The sequence below is a fragment of the Kiloniella majae genome, from assembly GCF_002118315.1.
In the GTDB taxonomy this organism is placed as follows: Bacteria; Pseudomonadota; Alphaproteobacteria; order Kiloniellales; family Kiloniellaceae; genus Kiloniella; species Kiloniella majae.
The window spans coordinates 400,316-418,567 of record NZ_MTSZ01000002.1; the positions used below are offsets into that span (position 1 = coordinate 400,316).

Sequence of the window (18,252 nt, forward strand, 5' to 3'; positions counted from 1 at the left end):
CGCCAATTATCAGAAAGTTTTGAAGTAAACAAGAACCTAATATTACTTTTGTCTTCCAAACAAAGGAAAAGGCGGCAAAAGCCGCCTTTTCATAACAGATAAGATCTATTCAGATTTCTTACGTAAAGGCATCCGGCATAGAATCTTTTTTCTTAATGATGAACTCATTCAGGGCTTCATCAATTGATACATCAAGATCCGGTGCTACATATTGCTCTAATGTCTTCTTCACAACAGCATTCGCACGTTGATAGGCATCAAGAGAACCTTCGGATTCCCACTGCTCAAAAGAATTGTTATCAGCAATGTTTGAACGATAGAACGCAGTCTCAAAATTTGCCTGAGTATGGGCACATCCAAGGAAGTGGTTACCTGGACCTACTTCGCGTAGAGCATCCATTGCCTGGCCGTTCTCGGTCATATCATAACCTTCAAGCATACGCTGCATCATGCCAAGCTGGTCAGCATCCATCACAAGCTTCTCGTAGGATGAAATCAAACCACCCTCGAGCCAACCTGCGGCATGAAGGGTAAAGTTCACACCAGCCAGAGAGGTAGGAATAATTGTATTCGCAGACTCGTAAGCAGCCTGTGCATCGGGAACTTTGGATCCACAAAGCGATCCACCAGAACGGAACGGCACCCCAAGACGGCGTGCAAGCTGTGCCATACCATAAAGAACCAATGCAGGCTCAGGTGTTCCAAATGTCGGGGCACCGGACTGCATTGAAATGGAGCTGGCGAATGAGCCCATAACAACGGGGGCACCTTTGCGAACCATCTGCGCGAAAGCAATTCCGGCCATTCCTTCGGCAAGGGATTGTGCCATCACACCAGCTGCGGTTACAGGCGCCATCGCACCAGCAAGAATGAAAGGTGTGATAATACAGGCCTGCATATGGCGGGCATAAACTTTCAACGCCCCCAGCATCGTATCATCAAAGGTCATCGGTGAGTTCGCGTTGATCAAGCTGATCATAACTGTATTATTTTCAACGAAATCATCGCCAAAAACCAGTTTAGACATCGCAATAGAGTCTTCCGCGCGTTCCGGTGCTGTTACAGACCCCATATAAGGTTTGTCTGAAAAACGCATGTGGGTATACAACATATCCAGATGACGTTTATTTACAGGGATATCAACTGGCTCACAGACTGTCCCACCAGAATGGTGCAGAGCAGGCATAGAATATGTCAGCTTCACAAAGTTCCGGAAATCTTCGATCGTTGCATACCGACGACCACCGTCGAGATCACGGACAAAGGGAGGACCATATACAGGAGCAAAAACAGTATTCTTACCACCAATAACCACAGATCTTTCTGTGTTACGGGCGTGCTGGGTAAACTCGCTTGGTGCATGTGCACACCATTGGCGGGCCAGACCACGAGGGAAACGTACACGTTCGCCCTGAACATCACAGCCATTGTCTTTCAGAATTTGAAGGGCTTCGGGATCATCCCGGAATTCAATCCCGATTTCTTCCAGAACTGTTTCCGCATTGTATTCGATTATTTCAAGCGCTTCTTCATTCAGCGTCTCAAAATAAGGAATGTTGCGTGTAATATATTTCAGCTGCTCTGAAGAACCACCTGATCTGGCGGCACGTCGTGAAGCGGCACCACCGCCACTACGACCTCGACCGGCGCGCCCGGCGCGACCTGATCTTTTTTCTGTATCACTCATTAATTGCCCTCCCATAGAGACCTCGAATATTCCCTTCTGGCTTATCTGGCTCTGTCTAGATTGCGACAGACAAAAAACCAAATGCGGCAAGGAGGGGTAACAAGCTTATTTCCCTAATAAAAACCTTGAGAACAGACTTAAGTTTTCCCCCTATTAAATCACACTTTTGAAAAATAACTAAACAGAGTGCCTCTATTAAGATGTCAAGACAGGCGAGTCGGATTTATCGACCTTGAGACAAAACGACTTTCTTTGTCCCAAAAGGGTCAAGTTCTGTTAAAGTTAAAAGTGTCGTAAAAGATCATTAATGTCGTAAACTGCGAGTGTGGTGACGCAAACCGATAGGACGTTTAACGGACTGTTCCTCATCATCATGTTCAGATGTAATCGGTCGCTTTTACGCTACATGAAGTAATAAAGCACTTTGCCATATCGCAAAGAAATGCCGAGACATAACAAACAACTTTGACCCTGTGCATAAGCACATTTAGTCGCATTAATTTGGAGTCAGGCGATGAAATCTCACTACAAAGCCGTCGTTATCGGTGGTGGTGCTGTTGGTGTTGGTACACTTTACCACTTGGCAAAAAAAGGTTGGTCAGATGTTGCGCTGCTAGAGCGTCACGATCTGACATCTGGTTCCACTTGGCACGCTGCCGGTCTGCTGCCTCTGTTCAACATGAGTTACTCGGTCGGTAAGATCCACCAGTACTCTGTAGATCTCTATTCGCGCCTGGAAGAAGAAACCGGCCTGAACTCTGGCCTAAAACAGGTTTCAAACATTCGTCTGGCCCGTACACAGGATCGTATGGACGAATACAGATACTACGTTGGTGTGGCTAAAACTCTTGGTGTTGATGTTAAATGGCTTTCCATTGAAGAACTCAAGGAAATTTGGCCTCTTTGTAACACCGACGGTGTTCTTGGTGCGATACAGCACGTAGAAGACGGATACGTACAGCCAGCTGAACTGACACAGGCTCTTGCAAAGGGTGCCCGTAACAACGGCGCTGAAATTCACCAGCACACAACCGTTCTGGGCATGGAACAGCAAGATGATGACAGCTGGATTGTTCAAACTGACAAGGGCGATATCTCTTGTGAACACGTGATTTCATGTACCGGTAACTTTGCCCGCAAGACAGGTGAAATGGTTGGACTGGACATTCCGGTCATTCCAGTTGAACACCAGTTTATCGTGACTGAGCCTCACCCGGATATTAAAGCACGTCACGCTGCTGGCCTTCCAGAAATGGGTGTTCTTCGTGAATCAGATTCTTCATGGTACATGCGTGAAGAAGCTGGTGGTCTGTTGCTTGGCCCATACGAAGTTGGCGCACCTTGCTGCTACGTTGATGGTCCAGCGCCTGATGCCAAGTACGAACTGTTCAACGGTGAGCTCGAGCGTCTGATGCCATACATCGAGACCGCTTTTGAGCGTGTACCTGCCTTTGCTGAAGTTGGCATAAAAGAAGTTTACAACGGCGCGATTGCTTACACACCTGACGGATCTCCAATTATTGGTCCGGCATGGGGCCTAAAGAACTTCTGGCTTAACGAAGGTCACTCCTTCGGTATTACAGCAACCGGTGGTGCTGGCTGGCAGTTGGCAGAATGGATCGTAGACGGCGAGCCAACAATTGATATGTCAGGCGTTGACCCACGTCGTTTCGGCCCTTACGCGGGTCGTGGTTTCTTGAAAGAGAAAAACGAAGAAGCCTACGCAAATGTTTTCACTGTTCACTATCCAGACGAATCTCGTCCAGCAGCCCGTGGTTTAAAGCGCTCCCCTTCTTATGACCGCATGAAAGAACACGGCGCCGTTATGGGAACAATCTTTGGCTGGGAACGTCCAAACTGGTTCGCACCAGAAGGTTATGGCCTGACCGAAGAAGACCTGAACCAGGATGACACAATCACACGTGAAAACCACGCTCCTGCTGATGAAGGAAAACTTCCCGTAGAGAAATGGTCTTTCCGTCGCTCCAACTACTTCGAGCACGTTGGAAACGAATGTAAAAACGTTATGGAAAACGTTGGCCTTCTTGACATGTCAGCTTTCTCCAAGTTCATCGTTAAAGGTCGTGGTGCGGAAGCTTGGTTAAGCAGCCTGGTTGCCAACAAAATCCCTAAAAAGATCGGCCGTATGGCGTTAACACACATGTTGACCCTCCACGGCGGTGTTCGCGCTGAGTTCACGATCCTGAAAACAGGCAAGCAGAGCTACTACCTCGTATCTGCAGGTGCTCAGGAGCGTCACGATTGGGATTATCTAACTAAACTTAAGCCAACTGATGGTTCTGTTGAACTAGAGAAGATCACAACTCAGCAAGGTGTTTTCATTATTGCCGGACCAAAATCCCGCCTCTTGATGGAAAAACTATCTGACGCAGACTTCTCTAACAAAGCTTTCCCATGGCTGACCGCTCAGCAGATCTCAGTTGGCATTGCGCCAGTGACTGCTGCACGTGTTAACTTTGTTGGGGAGTACGGCTGGGAGCTTCACCACCCAATTGAAATGCAGAACTATCTCTTTGATGTTCTCATGGAAGCTGGTGCAGAATTTGGCCTGAAACCATTTGGTATCCGTGCAATGGATTCCATGCGTCTGGAAAAATCCTACCGCTTGATCCCGACAGAAATGTCCATCGAATACTCAGCGCTTGAGACCGGTCTTGATCGTTTTGTTCGTCTAGACAAAGAAGATGATTTCATCGGTAAACAGGCACTGGCAGATTGGAAAGAGCGCGGTTTTGAAAACCAGTTCGTCACCATGGAAGTTCATGGTGTAACTGACTGTGATGCCCGCGGTTCTGAACCAATTTACCTCAACGATGAAATGGTTGGTCGTGTGACATCTGGTGGTTTTGGTTTCCGTACAGGCAAATCAATTGCTCTAGCAATGGTTCGTCCAGACCTGGCTGAAATTGGCACCGAACTGGAAGTCTATATTCTCGGTAACCTCTTCAAAGCGACTGTTGTTGAAGAATCACCATACGATCCAGAAAACAAAATCTTGCGTAATGTCGAATAGTACCGGCTGACGCTTAAATAAAAAAAGCCGCAGAGATATCTCAACTCTGCGGCTTTTTTGTGCCTTGCCATAAACACAGATTAAAAGATCATCTTCAAAATGGATTAATAATAATCCAACTGATGCTCAACTCCTAAAATTAGTAATAATTTAACATGAGCAACCTAAGATTGTTACACCTTATCAAGTAGTGCTGTTCCTCCCAAATGAGTGGAATTTCAATATTGCTTCAACTGAAAATCTTAATTTTATGCTGCGTCTTATTGATCTCTTTTCCGAGTGCCGCAGAGAATATCACATTAGCTCAGGACCCCTGGCCACCGATTACATCTGAAAACCTTGAAGGTGAAGCCCTAGCCACGGTCATCGTCAGTACGGCACTCCGCAACGCAAACTACAATCCTGTTGTTAAGACAATTCCCTGGAAAAGGGCCTTATTCGAGGTCGAAACAGTCAAAAGCGATGCAATCGTTGCAGCTTATTACAATGACAAACGCGCCCAAATATACGACTACAGTACACCTTATCTCATTACCCCTGTCTTGTTCTTGAAGCGCAAAGATGCGGATATAAACTTTCAATCCCTAAAGGATCTTGAGGGCTATCGCATTGGTTATGTACGCGGGACATCAAGCGGGAATGAATTTGATAACGCTGACTACTTGAATAAAGTTGAACTCAACAATCCAAGTACTGTTATCCGGATGCTTTATAACAAGCGCATTGATATCGCGCCCTTTACCAGTATTGTTGGCACACATCTTATCAATACCGAATTTCCTGCTTGGCGACAGGAGCTGGAGTATTTTGGTCCGCCGATCCAGACTCTGCATTACTATTTAATGGTTGGGAAAAAACACCCTAAAGGATTGGAAATTCTCACCAGGTTTAATACCGAAGTCACCAAGATGATAAAAGCAGGAACAATCAGGAGGATTATTGAACAGAACAATCTTCAAGATGCCTTCCCTGAAAAGGGAGCAAGATCCCGAACAGAACCAGAACTAGACGTTCCTCCGGGACCTGCTGGCGATTCATCCTGAAATAAATCAGCCGTCCTTTATCAAAATTAATTACCGCCCGGCGGCATAACCTTGCATAAACCGGGGGTTAGCCGCAGCTTTTAACAACCCTTTTTCTTTCGAAGCCGCAGCCATACGTCCCAAGGACCAGTCCGGTTCGATGACAACCTTGTGTCCTCGACGTTTCAATTCATCGATTGTTTCAGCCGGAAAGCGCCCCTCAAGAGCTAAGTTTCCGGGATCACACTCACGTGGGTAGAAGGAACTTGGGAAATGTGCCGTCTGAAAAGCAGGCGCATCAATCGCTTCTTGCAGATTCAACCCGAAATGAACATGACGCAGAAAAAAATGTAGAGACCATTGATCCTGCTGATCTCCCCCTGGTGTCCCAAAGGCCATGTAGGGCACACCATCTTTCAAAGCGAGAGATGGCGTTAAAGTTGTTCTCGGTAGCTTTCCTGGTGCGATACAGGCCGGAGATCTTTCATCCAGCCAGAACATCTGTGCCCGGTTTGTCAGGCAGAATCCCAACCCCGGAACGATAGGAGAAGATTGTAACCAGCCACCACTTGGTGTCGCAGAAACCATATTCCCCCAGCGATCAATAATATCAAGATGGCAGGTATCCCCCTTTGCGCCACCTTTATCATCCGGTGTCGGTTCGTCATCAAAACGTGCGACAGTCGGTTCGCCAATATCTTTATTGTCTTTGCCTTCGTCTGTGGTTCCCTTGATCCGGACAACCACATTTCCTCCCTTGCCCGGAATAGCTCCCGGCCTGATTTCTAGAGAGGCCTGATCCGTGATAAGTTTTCGACGCTCATCGTTATAAACATCCGAAAGCAGGACATCCATAGGAACATCAACAAAATCAGGATCACCATAAAAAGCTTCCCGATCTGCAAAAGCCAGTTTTGCACTCTCTGTAACCAGATGCACAAACTCTGGTGATTTTTCATCCAGAGCATCCAAATCAAAGCCTTTTAACAAAGCCAGTTGTTGCAAGAAAACTGGCCCCTGTCCCCACGCTGCAGTCTTACAGACCGTATAACCCTGATAATCAAACGTGAGCGGCTCTTCATAAGAGGCTGCCCAACCTGTCAAATCATCTTTGCTCAGCAAAGCTTTGTGACGACGTCCCGTTGTATCCATAACCTCTGCCGTCTCACAGAAATCCGAAATTGCCTGTGCAACAAAACCCTCTGACCAGATTTTTCGAGCCGCCTCGATTTGTCCTTCCCGGTTATCCGAAACTGTTTCAGCCTCAGAAACAATACGGTCATACATATCAGCCATTTCAGGGTTCTTAAAAAGCTTCCCTGCTTCCGGCACTTTTCCATCTTTAAGATAGATATCAGCCGACGATGTCCATTCGTCCTCAAAAAGCGTTTTCACTCGATTTATTGTATGAGCAATATTTGGAACGATGGAATAGCCATCACGTGCATAATTGATTGCGTAGGACAGAACATCACGCAACGACATGGTTCCGTAATCGAGCAACATCAGCATCCAGGCATCAAAAGCCCCTGGCACAACCGCAGAAAGCATCCCCGACCCGGGCACAATAGATAAATCCAAGGCTTTGTATGCTTCCAATGTTGCCTTTTGAGGTGCAGGTCCCTGACCGTTTATCACTTTCACTGGCCCATTTTCCGGGGCGACAATAATCGGAACTTCCCCCCCCGGCCCGTTCAAATGTGGCTCAACCACTTGTAAAGCAAAGCCTGTCGCAACGGCAGCATCATAAGCGTTCCCACCTCGTTCCAGTATTCCCATACCCGCCGCGGTTGCCAGCCAATGGGTAGATGTAACAACACCAAAGGTTCCCACAATTTCAGGGCGCGTGGTGAATTCGCTCATAACCTAATCTCCTAAATCAAATAGATTCCCCTAATACAGATATCTAGCAAAAACAAATCACTAGATCCCGCACCAAGGTATCAAAACAACATAACTTGACAGTGAACATAGATCATGCCGATAATTGGTACAACCAATATAATTTGGTTAAACCAGTTAATTTTACTCAGGTATCAAAAATTTTCTTATCTAAAATCTTTCTCTGGGGAGGGAACTTCATGTTCAAGATTTCATTAAAATCAGGGGCTGCCGCTTTGTTGGCAACCGCGGCAATAGGGTTGGCATCACAATCTCTTACAGCATCAGCAAATGCGGCCGAGATTTCCTGCGACACAGCGAAGCTTATTGTACCGTGGAAAGCCGGCGGTGGCACAGATGTTGTTTTTCGTAAATTTGCCGAAGCTGCCAACAAATCCGGAGCCAAACCACAGCTACAAGTAATCAACATTCCGGGTCAGGGCGGCAACAAGGGTACCAAAGAAGCTCACCGTGCCAAAGCAGACGGTTGTACTTTGATTGCCATCCATCAATCCGCAATTACCAGCTACTTCACAGGTCGCATAGACTTCACGTGGGATGCTTTTGAACCTGTTAGCTTGTTGACCAGAACGGCTTCCTTCGTCGGTGCGGCTTCAGACACGTCTTATAACAACCTTGAAGAGCTGATTGCCGATGCAAAAAAACGCCCGGAAGAAATCACTGCGGGCGGTACCTTTGGATCAGTCAGTCAATTTCTTTTCCTTCTGATCGAAGATGCGGCAGGGGTAAAGTTCAGACACGTTTCTTATGATGGTACAAAAGAACGTATCACCGCCCTTTTAGCAAAGAATATCGAAATTGGTGAAATCAACCTGACAGCGGCGACTAAATATCTTGAAGCAGGTGATATGAAAGCTCTGGCTGTCATGGGTGATAAGGAAATGACAGAGACCCCCGGCGTAAAAACAGCCAAGGATCAAGGCATCAATGTTGTCTTTGGCGTAGAGCGTGGTGTTATGCTCCCAAAAGGCACATCACCTGACATCATTGCCCATTACCAAGCTATTTTTGAGAAAGCGGCACAAGATCCTTCCTTGAATGAGTCACTGAACAAAACAGGGACCGATATTGTGTACAAAAACGCAGCTACTTACACCGATCATATGCAAACGACGTATGACAAATGGTTGGATATTGCCAAGAAAATTGGTGCTTACAAACGTTAAGTCTTGTTGTTTTAAGACCATTTGAGCTTCCGGTCTTAATCAACTTACTCGCGCTGACCTTCTCCCGTTTCGTAAAATGTCAGAGGTCAGCGCGCTTTTTATTCTGGAGTTTCCGATGATCAGAGCCAGACAAGATCTCTGTGTAGCTATCTTTTTGCTCATGTTCTGTAGTGTTATGTTATGGGCCAGCTATGATATTCGAGACCTGGGATATCCTGGCTTGAAGCCTGAAACCTGGCCTCGCTTTTTACTTATTCTTCTCAGTGGATTAAGTGCACTTTACTTAATCAGGTCTCTGAAATCCCTGAAAAATCCAGAAGCACCTTCTGAAGATGCAGCTGCTCACTTAGGTTTCTGGTCAAAGTATAAAAATGCAGTTTGGTGCTTTGCGCTCTTTTTCCTGTTTCTATTCAGCCTTGATTACATTGGGATGCTCATTGGCGGCATGCTTTTTGTGTTTTCACAGCTAACAGTTCTTGGCGAGTTCACCAGAAAAAACATCATTCTGCATTCAATTGTCGCCATTATTTCGGTTGGCCTGATGTGGTTGATCTTTACCTACAGTCTTCGGGTTCATCTGCCCGCAGGTGAAATTTTTGCGGCATGGCAGGTGTAAACTATGTGGGACATTATTCTTCAAGCCAGTAACAATATTTTATTCGACCCCAACACTCTTCTTCTCATGGGCATCGGCGTCATTGCAGGCCTGTTAACGGGCGCAATACCAGGCTTCACCATTGCGATGGGCGTTGTACTCACCCTTCCCTTTACCTTTGGCATGTCTGCTACTCAGGGTGTCGCGACAATGATCGGCGTTTTTGTCGGTGGGCTCTCTGGTGGCTTGATGTCCGGTATGTTAACGGGCATTCCTGGAACACCGTCATCTGTTGCCACGACCTTTGATGGTTTTCCCATGGCACGCAACGGAAAACCCGGTCTCGCCCTTGGCCTTGGTGTCTGGTCTTCCTTTTTTGGAGGCATCATCAGCGCCATATTGCTCGTTGCCCTAGCCCCACAGCTTGCTGTTCTTGGGTTGGAATTTGGTCCCTGGGATTATTTCTCACTCATTCTCTTCTCGCTGACAATCACTGCCAGCCTCTCGGGCAAAGCGCTTTTAAAAGGTATGATTGCAGGCATTCTCGGTCTGTTTTTTGCCACCGCGGGCGAAGACCCCATCAATGGCATGGCACGTTTTGATTTCGGATGGGATCCTTTGTTACAGGGTTTTGCCTTTCTTCCTGTCCTCATCGGCCTTTTTGCCTTTAGCCAACTACTCAGTGATATCGAAGACAGCAAACAAGCCCGGCGTCCGCTGCTAGAAAAATCCATGTCCGCAGCCCGCATAGAACATCGACAAGCCATCAAAATGATTTTTGCCCGTTGGGGAAACCTTATTCGATCCAGCTTAATCGGTGTATTTACCGGGGTCTTACCCGCAGCTGGCAGCTCAATTTCAAACATTCTTGCCTATGATCAAGCCAAGAAAGCAGCCCCGGATGACAATACATTTGGCAGTGGTGATCCCGACGGGATTATTGCCCCCGAAGCCGCAAACAATGCAACCGCTGGGGGATCACTTATTACTATGATGGCCCTCGGGATACCCGGAGATGTCGTGACTGCTGTCATGATTGGGGCCTTGATGATCCATGATATTGTTCCCGGACCTTCTTTTATCTCAGACCAACCGGTTCTCGCCTACTCTGTTTTCATCGCTTTTTTCCTCGCCCATTTCATGATGGTTGGCACTCAGGCCCTGACCTTACGATTATTTTTATTCGCGACAAGATCACCCATGTACATTCTGGCCGCCATTATTTTGGCCTATTGCTCCATCGGTGTTTTTTCTCTTCATAATGTACAGTTTGATATGTGGGTTATGCTTGGTTTTGGTGTTGTCGGATATACGCTTCGTAAACTCGGCTTTCCACTTGCCCCGATGATCCTTGGTGTTGTCCTTGGGCAAATTGCCGAACTCAATCTGTCCAGAGCCCTTTCCATCAGCGATGATATGACCCTGTTCCTCAGCAGACCATGGTCCCTCTTCTTTCTAATTCTGGCTATATTTTCCTTCAGCTTTCCCTGGTATCAAGAGGCGATCAAATTAAAACGACAATGGGCATCTTATTTCATACCTTTTGCGATGACTGGTTTGGCTTTACCTTTGTTCCTGATGCAAGGTTCTATTCGCCCCATCCTTGCCGTGGGATTGATATTCGCAGCATTATTCATTTTTTGGAAAACCTGGAAGAAAAATAAGCTGGAAAAAATAAGGTCAAAAAAAGATAAAAACCTTAATGAAAAGAAAACCTAAGCTGAGATAACACTCATTCACTAACTTTTACCAAATCTTTGTAGTCAGGCTTTATATAAATGGATGCACTCCTATCAACAGATCTGCTTGTATTGGCAGTTGTCTTATTGGCAACAGGTGTCGTTGCCGGGCTTATCGCCGGTCTGTTAGGCGTTGGCGGCGGAATTGTTATTGTCCCGGTCCTATATCACCTCTTCAGCCTTATTGGCGTTGATGAATCTGTCCGAATGCATACCGCAGTTGGAACGTCCTTAGCGACTATTCTTATTACGGGCTTTGCCTCTGCCCGATCTCACTATAATAAAGGTGCTGTTGATACAGACTTGCTTAAAAGCTGGGGCCCCGCCATCGCAATCGGTGTTTTGATTGGCGTTGTCGTTGGTGGAAATATCGGGTCCGAAGCCTTGATCGCTGTCTTTGCGGTTATCGCCTTAATCGTAGCCTTGAATATGGCTTTCCGTCCTGATGGTACACATATTTCTGATCAACTACCCGGCTCTCCCTTTAAACAGCTTATAGGGGTTTTCATCGGCGGTATTTCTGTCCTGATGGGTATTGGCGGCGGAACCTTGTCAGTGCCTATTCTCACCCTTTTCAATTACCCCATTCGCAAAGCTGTTGCGACGGCTTCTGCTATCGGACTTATCATCGCGGTTCCAGGTTTTCTTGGGTATATCTACTTCGGTTTGGGACTACCAGGCAGACCGGATTTCTCTCTTGGTTATGTCAACCTGATTGGTTTCGCCCTGATCATTCCAACGTCTGGTTTCTTCGCCCCTATCGGCGCAAAAATTGCCCATGCAATTCCGCCAAAGTTACTTCGCCTGTCCTTTGCTTTTTTCCTCTTCATCACAAGCTTGCGCATGATACATGACTTGCTAACATAAGAAGGCTGCCTTAGAAGGCAGTAATGGGAGAGCAAGCATGATAGACCAAAGTCAGTCCGCGACGTTAGAGCAAGAAACTGAAACGAACGATAATTCAGCTTCAACGGTACGGGCCTATGAAGATGTTATTGCCAAGATCAAAAAACTGATCAACGATGAAGACATGGGCCCCGGTGATGCTCTTCCTTCCGAACGACGTCTATCTGACTTGTTTGCAGTCTCACGCCATTCCGTCCGTGAAGCCATCCGTGTCCTACAGGAACAAGGTGTCCTGGCCCCAAAGCGTGGAAGCGGCAACTACATAAGATCTTCCTCACGAGAAGAGTTAACCCGCGCACTATCTTCACTGGTATCTGGCGACGCCCGTCGTCTATTCGAAGTCTTTCAGCTTCGCGAGTTAATGGAACCTCAGATAGCTGCTCTTGCAGCAGAGATGATCCTGCCGGAACAATTAGAGGAAATGGATCAGCTTCTCCGGACGCAGATGACAACAGAAGATCTAAGTGAACTGCAAAAAATTGATCGAAATTTTCATGCGCTCATCGCCAAGGCAACGGGCAATGCACTGCTATCTGATTTGATGGACAAGATCAGTGCATCAATGGACCCATCCCGAACCGAAGGTCATCAAAGCGATGAGCGACGCGTTGCCTCCATCACTGGCCATTGCCGCATCCTAAAGGCTTTGCAAGCACACGATCCCGTTGCAGCAGCAGAAGCAATGCGAGATCATATCAACGATATAAAACACGCTGTTTCCCCCGATACTCCATAGACTTTTATTCTGCAGCTTCTTTTTGTGGATCAGGATAAAGCTCGTCCATTGATACACTTCGACCTGTATCAAGAACAATACGGGCATGATAGCGTTTTAATGCACGCGCATCTGCCGCACCACAGCTATGGGCGATAGTTCCGACTTCTTTGCGCATGTTCTTTGCATAACTGGCAACACGAACTGATTTCGTTTCCGGGTCCAGGCCAAACTGTAGTTTCTTGTTATGGGTGGTCACACCGGTCGGACAGGTGTTCTTGTTGCACTGCAACGCCTGAATACACCCAAGCGCAAACATAAACCCACGTGCTGAATTTACAAAATCGGCCCCGGCACAATAGGCCCATGCCACATCAGACGGGTTAATCATCTTGCCACTGGCACAGACTTTAATACGATCACGCAGCCCATGCTTGATCAGGGTATCGACCACATGAGGTAAGCTTTCCCGCAGAGGAACACCCATATTGTCGATCAAACTCATTGGGGCTGCGCCTGTTCCCCCATCAGCACTATCAATTGTGATAAAATCAGGGGCGCTTTCAATGCCTCGTTTTTTAATTTCTTCACACAGGTTATCAAAAAACCCATAAGCGCCGACGACCATCTTGAAACCAACCGGTTTGCCCGTGGTATCGCGGATATAGGCAAGCATATCCAAAAGATCACTCTCGCATTTAACCTCTGGATGACGATTTGGACTGATGGCAGATTGACCGATTGGAATACCACGAATTTTGGAAATTTCTTCGGTAACCTTTTCCCCCGGCAAAATACCTCCCTTACCTGGTTTGGCCCCTTGAGAAAGTTTTAGCTCAAACATTTTAACCTGATCATGCGCCGCAATTTCCCGGAGTTTGTCTTCATCAAAACCGCCTTCGGGTTTGCGAACACCGAACTTGGCGGTTCCAATCTGAAAGACAATATCGGCCCCACCTTCCAGGTGATAAGGCGACAAGCCGCCCTCACCTGTATTCAACCAGATACCAGCCTTCTTGGCCCCTTTTGATAAAGCCTGCACAGCCGGAATAGAAATCGCCCCATAGCTCATCCCAGAAATGTTAAAAATACTATCTGTTTCATATGGTTGCTGACAGTAAGGGCCAATGATCACGTTACCGGGTTCGATAGCGTCCTCTTCCTGGGTTGGGAAAGGGCAATTCACAAAGAAAACCGTTCCCGCAGGTCTGAGATCACGGGTAGATCCAAACGCCACGGTGGAATCAACATTTTTAGCCGCGCGATAGACCCAGGATCTTTCAGCACGGTTAAAGGGCATTTCTTCACGGTCCAAGGCAAAGAAATACTGGCGAAAGAATTCCCCCAAATGCTCAAAGAAATAGCGAAAACGTGCAATAACCGGATAGTTTCGGCGCAGCGTACTCTCAGTCTGCGTTACATCAGTGATGTAGGCGTAAATCAGCCACAGAAACCCGGCCCCGACAGCCGTTATAAAAAGAAAAGAGAGAAGTTCCAGAAAAGTAACAACAAAATCAGGTATCTGTTCCATTAAAATCTCTCCCCATTATCATTTTCATTTAACAAACTATAATAGGAAAACTCTCTTAAAAGCCAGTCACAAGAAAAGTAGCTGTTTGTGACTGTATAGATTTTGTCTTCATCCTTCCCCCTGCTCGACGGGTTCTGACAAAAAATAAAAGCGCTGGAAAACCAACGCTTTTATTTCGAGTATTTCTTATAACTCCTCTTTTAACATAGAGATGTTCAAATCATGACTAAATATGCAATGCATGCCCCAAGGTTTTAAGGGCAGCCTCTTGAAAGGCTTCGCTTTGTGTTGGATGGGCGTGGATTGTTCCGGCGATGTCTTCCAGACGCGCCCCCATTTCAAGGGCGAGCGCAAAACCTGCGGACATTTCGGATACACCGGCGCCAACCGCCTGAATACCAAGGACCAGATGATTATCGGCCCGGGCAACAATACGTACAAATCCTTCTTCACGTTCCGCAGACATGGCACGACCATTGGCCTGAAACGGGAAGAGGTCCGTTTTAATCTCATGCCCCAATTTTTTGGCTTCTGTCGGGGAAAGCCCAGCCGTTACGATTTCCGGATCGGTAAAGCAAACCGCAGGAATACAAACTTTATCCCAAACGCGCTTTTCCCCGGCAATGATTTCAGCAACCATTTCCCCCTGTGCCATGGCACGGTGGGCAAGCATTGGTTCTCCCGTAACATCACCTATCGCATAGGTTCGCCGCATAGAGGTTTCGCATTTATCGTTGATATGAATGAAAGGTCCATCCATACGCAAATCGATCTCTTCCAGACCCCAACCTTCAGTTACAGGTTTACGACCGACAGTAACCAGAATTTTATCTGCTGTAACCTTTACGTCTGTGCCCGCACTATTCTCAACAAGCAAGGAATTGCCTTTTGTCGAAAGCCCTTTGGCTTTGGCATTGGTCATGACCTTGATACCAAGACTGCTTAACCGCTTGACAACCGGACGTACCAGATCCTTGTCATACTGTGGCAAAATAGATTTTGCGGCCTCAACAACTGTAACTTTCGCCCCAAGTTTTGCATAGGCAATCCCGAGCTCCAACCCGATATACCCGCCGCCAACAACAGCCAGTTTTTCAGGTACTTCGGTTAGCGACAGGGCCTCCGTCGATGAAATAACCTTATCGCCGAAAGGCAAGAAAGGCAGTTCTACTGGCTTGGAACCTGTTGCAATTACGACGTATTCAGCGCGAATGATCTGTGGACCAGTCGGTGTGGCGACCTCAACAGTTTTCCCATCCCGAAATTTGGCCCAACCTTCAACAGTCTTAACCCCGTGCTTTTTCAGAAGCCCGGCAACGCCTGAATTCAGACGGCTAACAATGCCATCTTTCCATTCCATTGTCTGAGCAAGATCAATAGAGGGTTTTGTCGTCGAAATTCCGAGCGCATTCTCCCCGGACAAATGAGCAACTTTATCGAACTCTTCGGCTGCATGGATCAGAGCTTTTGACGGAATACAGCCCACATTCAAACAGGTTCCACCGGGTTTTCCCGCTTCAATAACAACAGTATCTATCCCCAGTTGTCCCGCACGAATGGCACAGATATATCCACCAGGACCAGCGCCGATAACCAGAAGCTTTGTTTTAATTTCCTTCACGGCTTAGCCCTCCATAAAAATCATTGCCGGGGTTTCAAGAAGGGATTTAATCCGCTGTACAAAAACGGCAGCATCCCAACCATCAATTACCCTGTGGTCAAAGCTGGAAGAAATATTCATCATTTTACGTGGCACAAAATCAGTCCCATCCCACATCGGACGTATAGCCATTTTATTGACCCCAAGAATGGCGACTTCCGGGTGATTAATAACTGGCGTCGTTGCAATCGCCCCCAACGGCCCAAGCGATGTAATGGTAATGGTAGAACCACTCAACTCTTCGCGTGTTGCGGTCCCCGCTTTGGATGCAGCTGCTAGACGATTGACTTCTGCCGCACAGCCCCAGACATCCCTTGCTTCCGCATGTTTTATAACTGGCACCACCAATCCGTTCGGTGTTTGTGCAGCCATGCCAATATGGACACCACCGTATTGATGAACAACACCCGCCTCGTCATCGAAAATTGCATTGAGGTTGGGTTGTTCAGCTACAGCCTTAACCAATGCCCGCATCAAGAACGGCAACAGAGTCAGTTTAGGATGATCTTCGGATCTGTTCTTATTCAACGACGCGCGCAGCTCTTCCAAGGCTGTCATATCGACTTCTTCAACGATCGTGATATGCGGGATACGCGATTTGGAAATCGACATCTTTTCCGCGATTTTACGCCTCAAGCCAACAATCTTAACCTCGGAAACCGAGGTATTGGGGACGAGCCCCCCTTTTGGATGAACAGCAACACTGCTGCCATCAAAATAGGCATCCAGATCTTCGTGAGTAATGCGTCCTGCTGGACCTGTTCCCGTGACTTGTCGAAGATCAACACCACCATCCTGTGCACGTTTACGAACGGCAGGAGATGCAATGGGCTTTTCTCCTTCTGCCCTGGCCGGGCCAATCGGCTGTTTACGAACTTGAGATGCTGATGGCTTTTCTATCTCCACCTTTGTCTTTGGTGGTTCAACAACAAAAGTTTGCTCTTGCTTTTGAGTTGCCTTTTTTTCTGATTTTCCCGCCTCAGGCTCAGCTACCTGAGGTTTTGATGTGCTTTCCTCTGTACTGTTCCCCTCACCATCAACTTCGAGTTTGATGATGGGGGCACCGACAGACATCACGTCCCCAGGCTCGGCCCCAAGCCAGATAATGCGCCCCTCTACAGGGGATGGAATTTCAACTGTTGCCTTGTCTGTCATCACAGCAGCAAGGACAGCATCTTCCTGAACCACATCACCAACAGATACTTCCCATTCAACGATTTCGGCTTCGGCAACACCTTCGCCCACATCCGGAAGCTTGATTACATATTCACCCATTGATCAGGCCTCCATCACTTGTTCTAACGCACGACTAACTCTTTCCGGTCCGGGAAAATATGCCCATTCCTGTGCATGAGGATAGGGCGTATCCCATCCCGTCACCCGTTGAATTGGTGCTTCGAGATGATAGAAACAGGTTTCCTGAACGCGAGAGAGGAGTTCGCCGCCAAAACCAGATGTCAAAGTTGCTTCGTGAACCACAACACAACGCCCCGTCTTTTTAACCGACGCGATGATTGTTTCTTCATCCAGAGGCAACAAACACCGAAGGTCAATGATCTCGGCATCAATCCCGGTTTCTTTAACCGCAGCTTCCGCAACATAAACCATCGTGCCATAGGCAATAATCGTAACATCAGCCCCCTCGCGGGTCACTTTGGCTTTGCCCAATGGAACGTTATAGTAACCGTCAGGCACCTCACCCAACTCATGTTTTGACCAAGGTGTTACAGGTTGGTCGTGATGACCATCAAACGGCCCATTATAAAGACGTTTTGGTTCCAGATAGATCACGGGATCATCATCTTCAATCGCAGAGATCAACAACCCTTTGGCATCTGCAGGATTGGATGGCACAACGACTTTCAGGCCGGAAACCTGGGTAAAGACCGCTTCGGGGCTTTGACTGTGTGTTTGCCCACCAAAGATACCACCGCCTGTCGGCATTCTGATGGTTATCGGTGCGGTAAAATCCCCCGCAGAGCGATACCGCAACCGTGCAGCTTCTGAAACGATCTGGTCATAAGCAGGGTAAACATAATCAGCAAACTGGACTTCGACACAAGGTCGTAAACCATAGGCCGCCATACCAATCGCCGCACCTACAATCCCGGATTCATTAATCGGTGCATCAAAGCAGCGATTCTTGCCGTATTTCTCTTGCAAGCCATGGGTACAGCGGAAGACACCCCCGAAATAACCGACGTCCTCCCCAAAGACAACTACGTCATCATTTTTCCCCATCATGACATCCATTGCATCACGGATGGCTTCAATCATCGTCATTCTGCTCATGAA

Annotated in this window: 13 protein-coding genes; 7 read left to right on the plus strand and 6 right to left on the minus strand. The window is 47.4% G+C overall.

Annotated features, from left to right (window positions below):
- Positions 1-118: 118 nt before the first annotated feature.
- Entirely contained in the window at positions 119-1,687 is a 1,569-nt protein-coding gene (locus BKB51_RS08010) for a trimethylamine methyltransferase family protein (RefSeq protein WP_218043985.1), read from the minus strand.
- A gap of 514 nt (positions 1,688-2,201) precedes the next feature.
- On the opposite strand from BKB51_RS08010, the gene BKB51_RS08015 reads away from it, so the two are divergent.
- Positions 2,202-4,721, plus strand: coding sequence for a GcvT family protein (locus tag BKB51_RS08015; protein ID WP_085900568.1), 2,520 nt, complete (start codon positions 2,202-2,204; stop codon positions 4,719-4,721).
- 263 nt (positions 4,722-4,984) lie between these two features.
- Positions 4,985-5,764, plus strand: coding sequence for a substrate-binding periplasmic protein (locus BKB51_RS08020; RefSeq protein ID WP_158090177.1), 780 nt, complete (start codon positions 4,985-4,987; stop codon positions 5,762-5,764).
- A 30-nt stretch (positions 5,765-5,794) separates the two neighbouring features.
- On the opposite strand, the gene BKB51_RS08025 is transcribed toward BKB51_RS08020, so the two are convergent.
- Positions 5,795-7,606 carry a gamma-glutamyltransferase family protein gene (locus BKB51_RS08025; protein WP_085900570.1) on the minus strand — a complete coding sequence of 604 codons (1,812 nt, stop codon included), beginning with the start codon at positions 7,604-7,606 and terminating at the stop codon, positions 5,795-5,797.
- Between the two features lie 218 nt (positions 7,607-7,824).
- On the opposite strand from BKB51_RS08025, the gene BKB51_RS08030 reads away from it, so the two are divergent.
- The 5 genes from BKB51_RS08030 (at position 7,825) to BKB51_RS08050 (ending at position 12,787) form a co-directional block, all read left to right on the plus strand.
- Complete coding sequence (locus BKB51_RS08030; RefSeq protein WP_198946677.1) at positions 7,825-8,811, plus strand: Bug family tripartite tricarboxylate transporter substrate binding protein; 987 nt, start codon at positions 7,825-7,827, stop codon at positions 8,809-8,811.
- 115 nt (positions 8,812-8,926) lie between these two features.
- On the plus strand, positions 8,927-9,427 hold the full coding sequence (locus tag BKB51_RS08035; RefSeq protein WP_198946678.1) for a tripartite tricarboxylate transporter TctB family protein: 501 nt from the start codon (positions 8,927-8,929) through the stop codon (positions 9,425-9,427).
- A 3-nt stretch (positions 9,428-9,430) separates the two neighbouring features.
- Positions 9,431-11,125, plus strand: coding sequence for a tripartite tricarboxylate transporter permease (locus BKB51_RS08040; protein WP_085900571.1), 1,695 nt, complete (start codon positions 9,431-9,433; stop codon positions 11,123-11,125).
- A gap of 59 nt (positions 11,126-11,184) precedes the next feature.
- Positions 11,185-12,012, plus strand: coding sequence for a sulfite exporter TauE/SafE family protein (locus tag BKB51_RS08045; protein ID WP_085900572.1), 828 nt, complete (start codon positions 11,185-11,187; stop codon positions 12,010-12,012).
- Positions 12,013-12,049: 37 nt separating this feature from the next.
- Entirely contained in the window at positions 12,050-12,787 is a 738-nt protein-coding gene (locus BKB51_RS08050; protein WP_085900573.1) for a FadR/GntR family transcriptional regulator, read from the plus strand.
- A gap of 4 nt (positions 12,788-12,791) precedes the next feature.
- Here the strand turns inward: BKB51_RS08050 and BKB51_RS08055 are convergent, their stop codons facing one another.
- The 4 genes from BKB51_RS08055 to BKB51_RS08070 form a co-directional block, all read right to left on the minus strand.
- Positions 12,792-14,297, minus strand: coding sequence for an FMN-binding glutamate synthase family protein (locus BKB51_RS08055; protein ID WP_085900574.1), 1,506 nt, complete (start codon positions 14,295-14,297; stop codon positions 12,792-12,794).
- A gap of 226 nt (positions 14,298-14,523) precedes the next feature.
- A complete protein-coding gene (gene lpdA / locus BKB51_RS08060) occupies positions 14,524-15,918 on the minus strand; it encodes a dihydrolipoyl dehydrogenase (protein ID WP_085900575.1) in 1,395 nt (464 codons plus the stop codon).
- A 3-nt stretch (positions 15,919-15,921) separates the two neighbouring features.
- Positions 15,922-17,232, minus strand: coding sequence for a dihydrolipoamide acetyltransferase family protein (locus BKB51_RS08065; RefSeq protein ID WP_085900576.1), 1,311 nt, complete (start codon positions 17,230-17,232; stop codon positions 15,922-15,924).
- A gap of 3 nt (positions 17,233-17,235) precedes the next feature.
- The gene (locus BKB51_RS08070; protein WP_085900577.1) at positions 17,236-18,249 is read right to left on the minus strand and encodes an alpha-ketoacid dehydrogenase subunit beta; all 1,014 of its coding nucleotides are present in this window, start codon (positions 18,247-18,249) and stop codon (positions 17,236-17,238) included.
- Between the last annotated feature and the right edge of the window lie 3 nt (positions 18,250-18,252).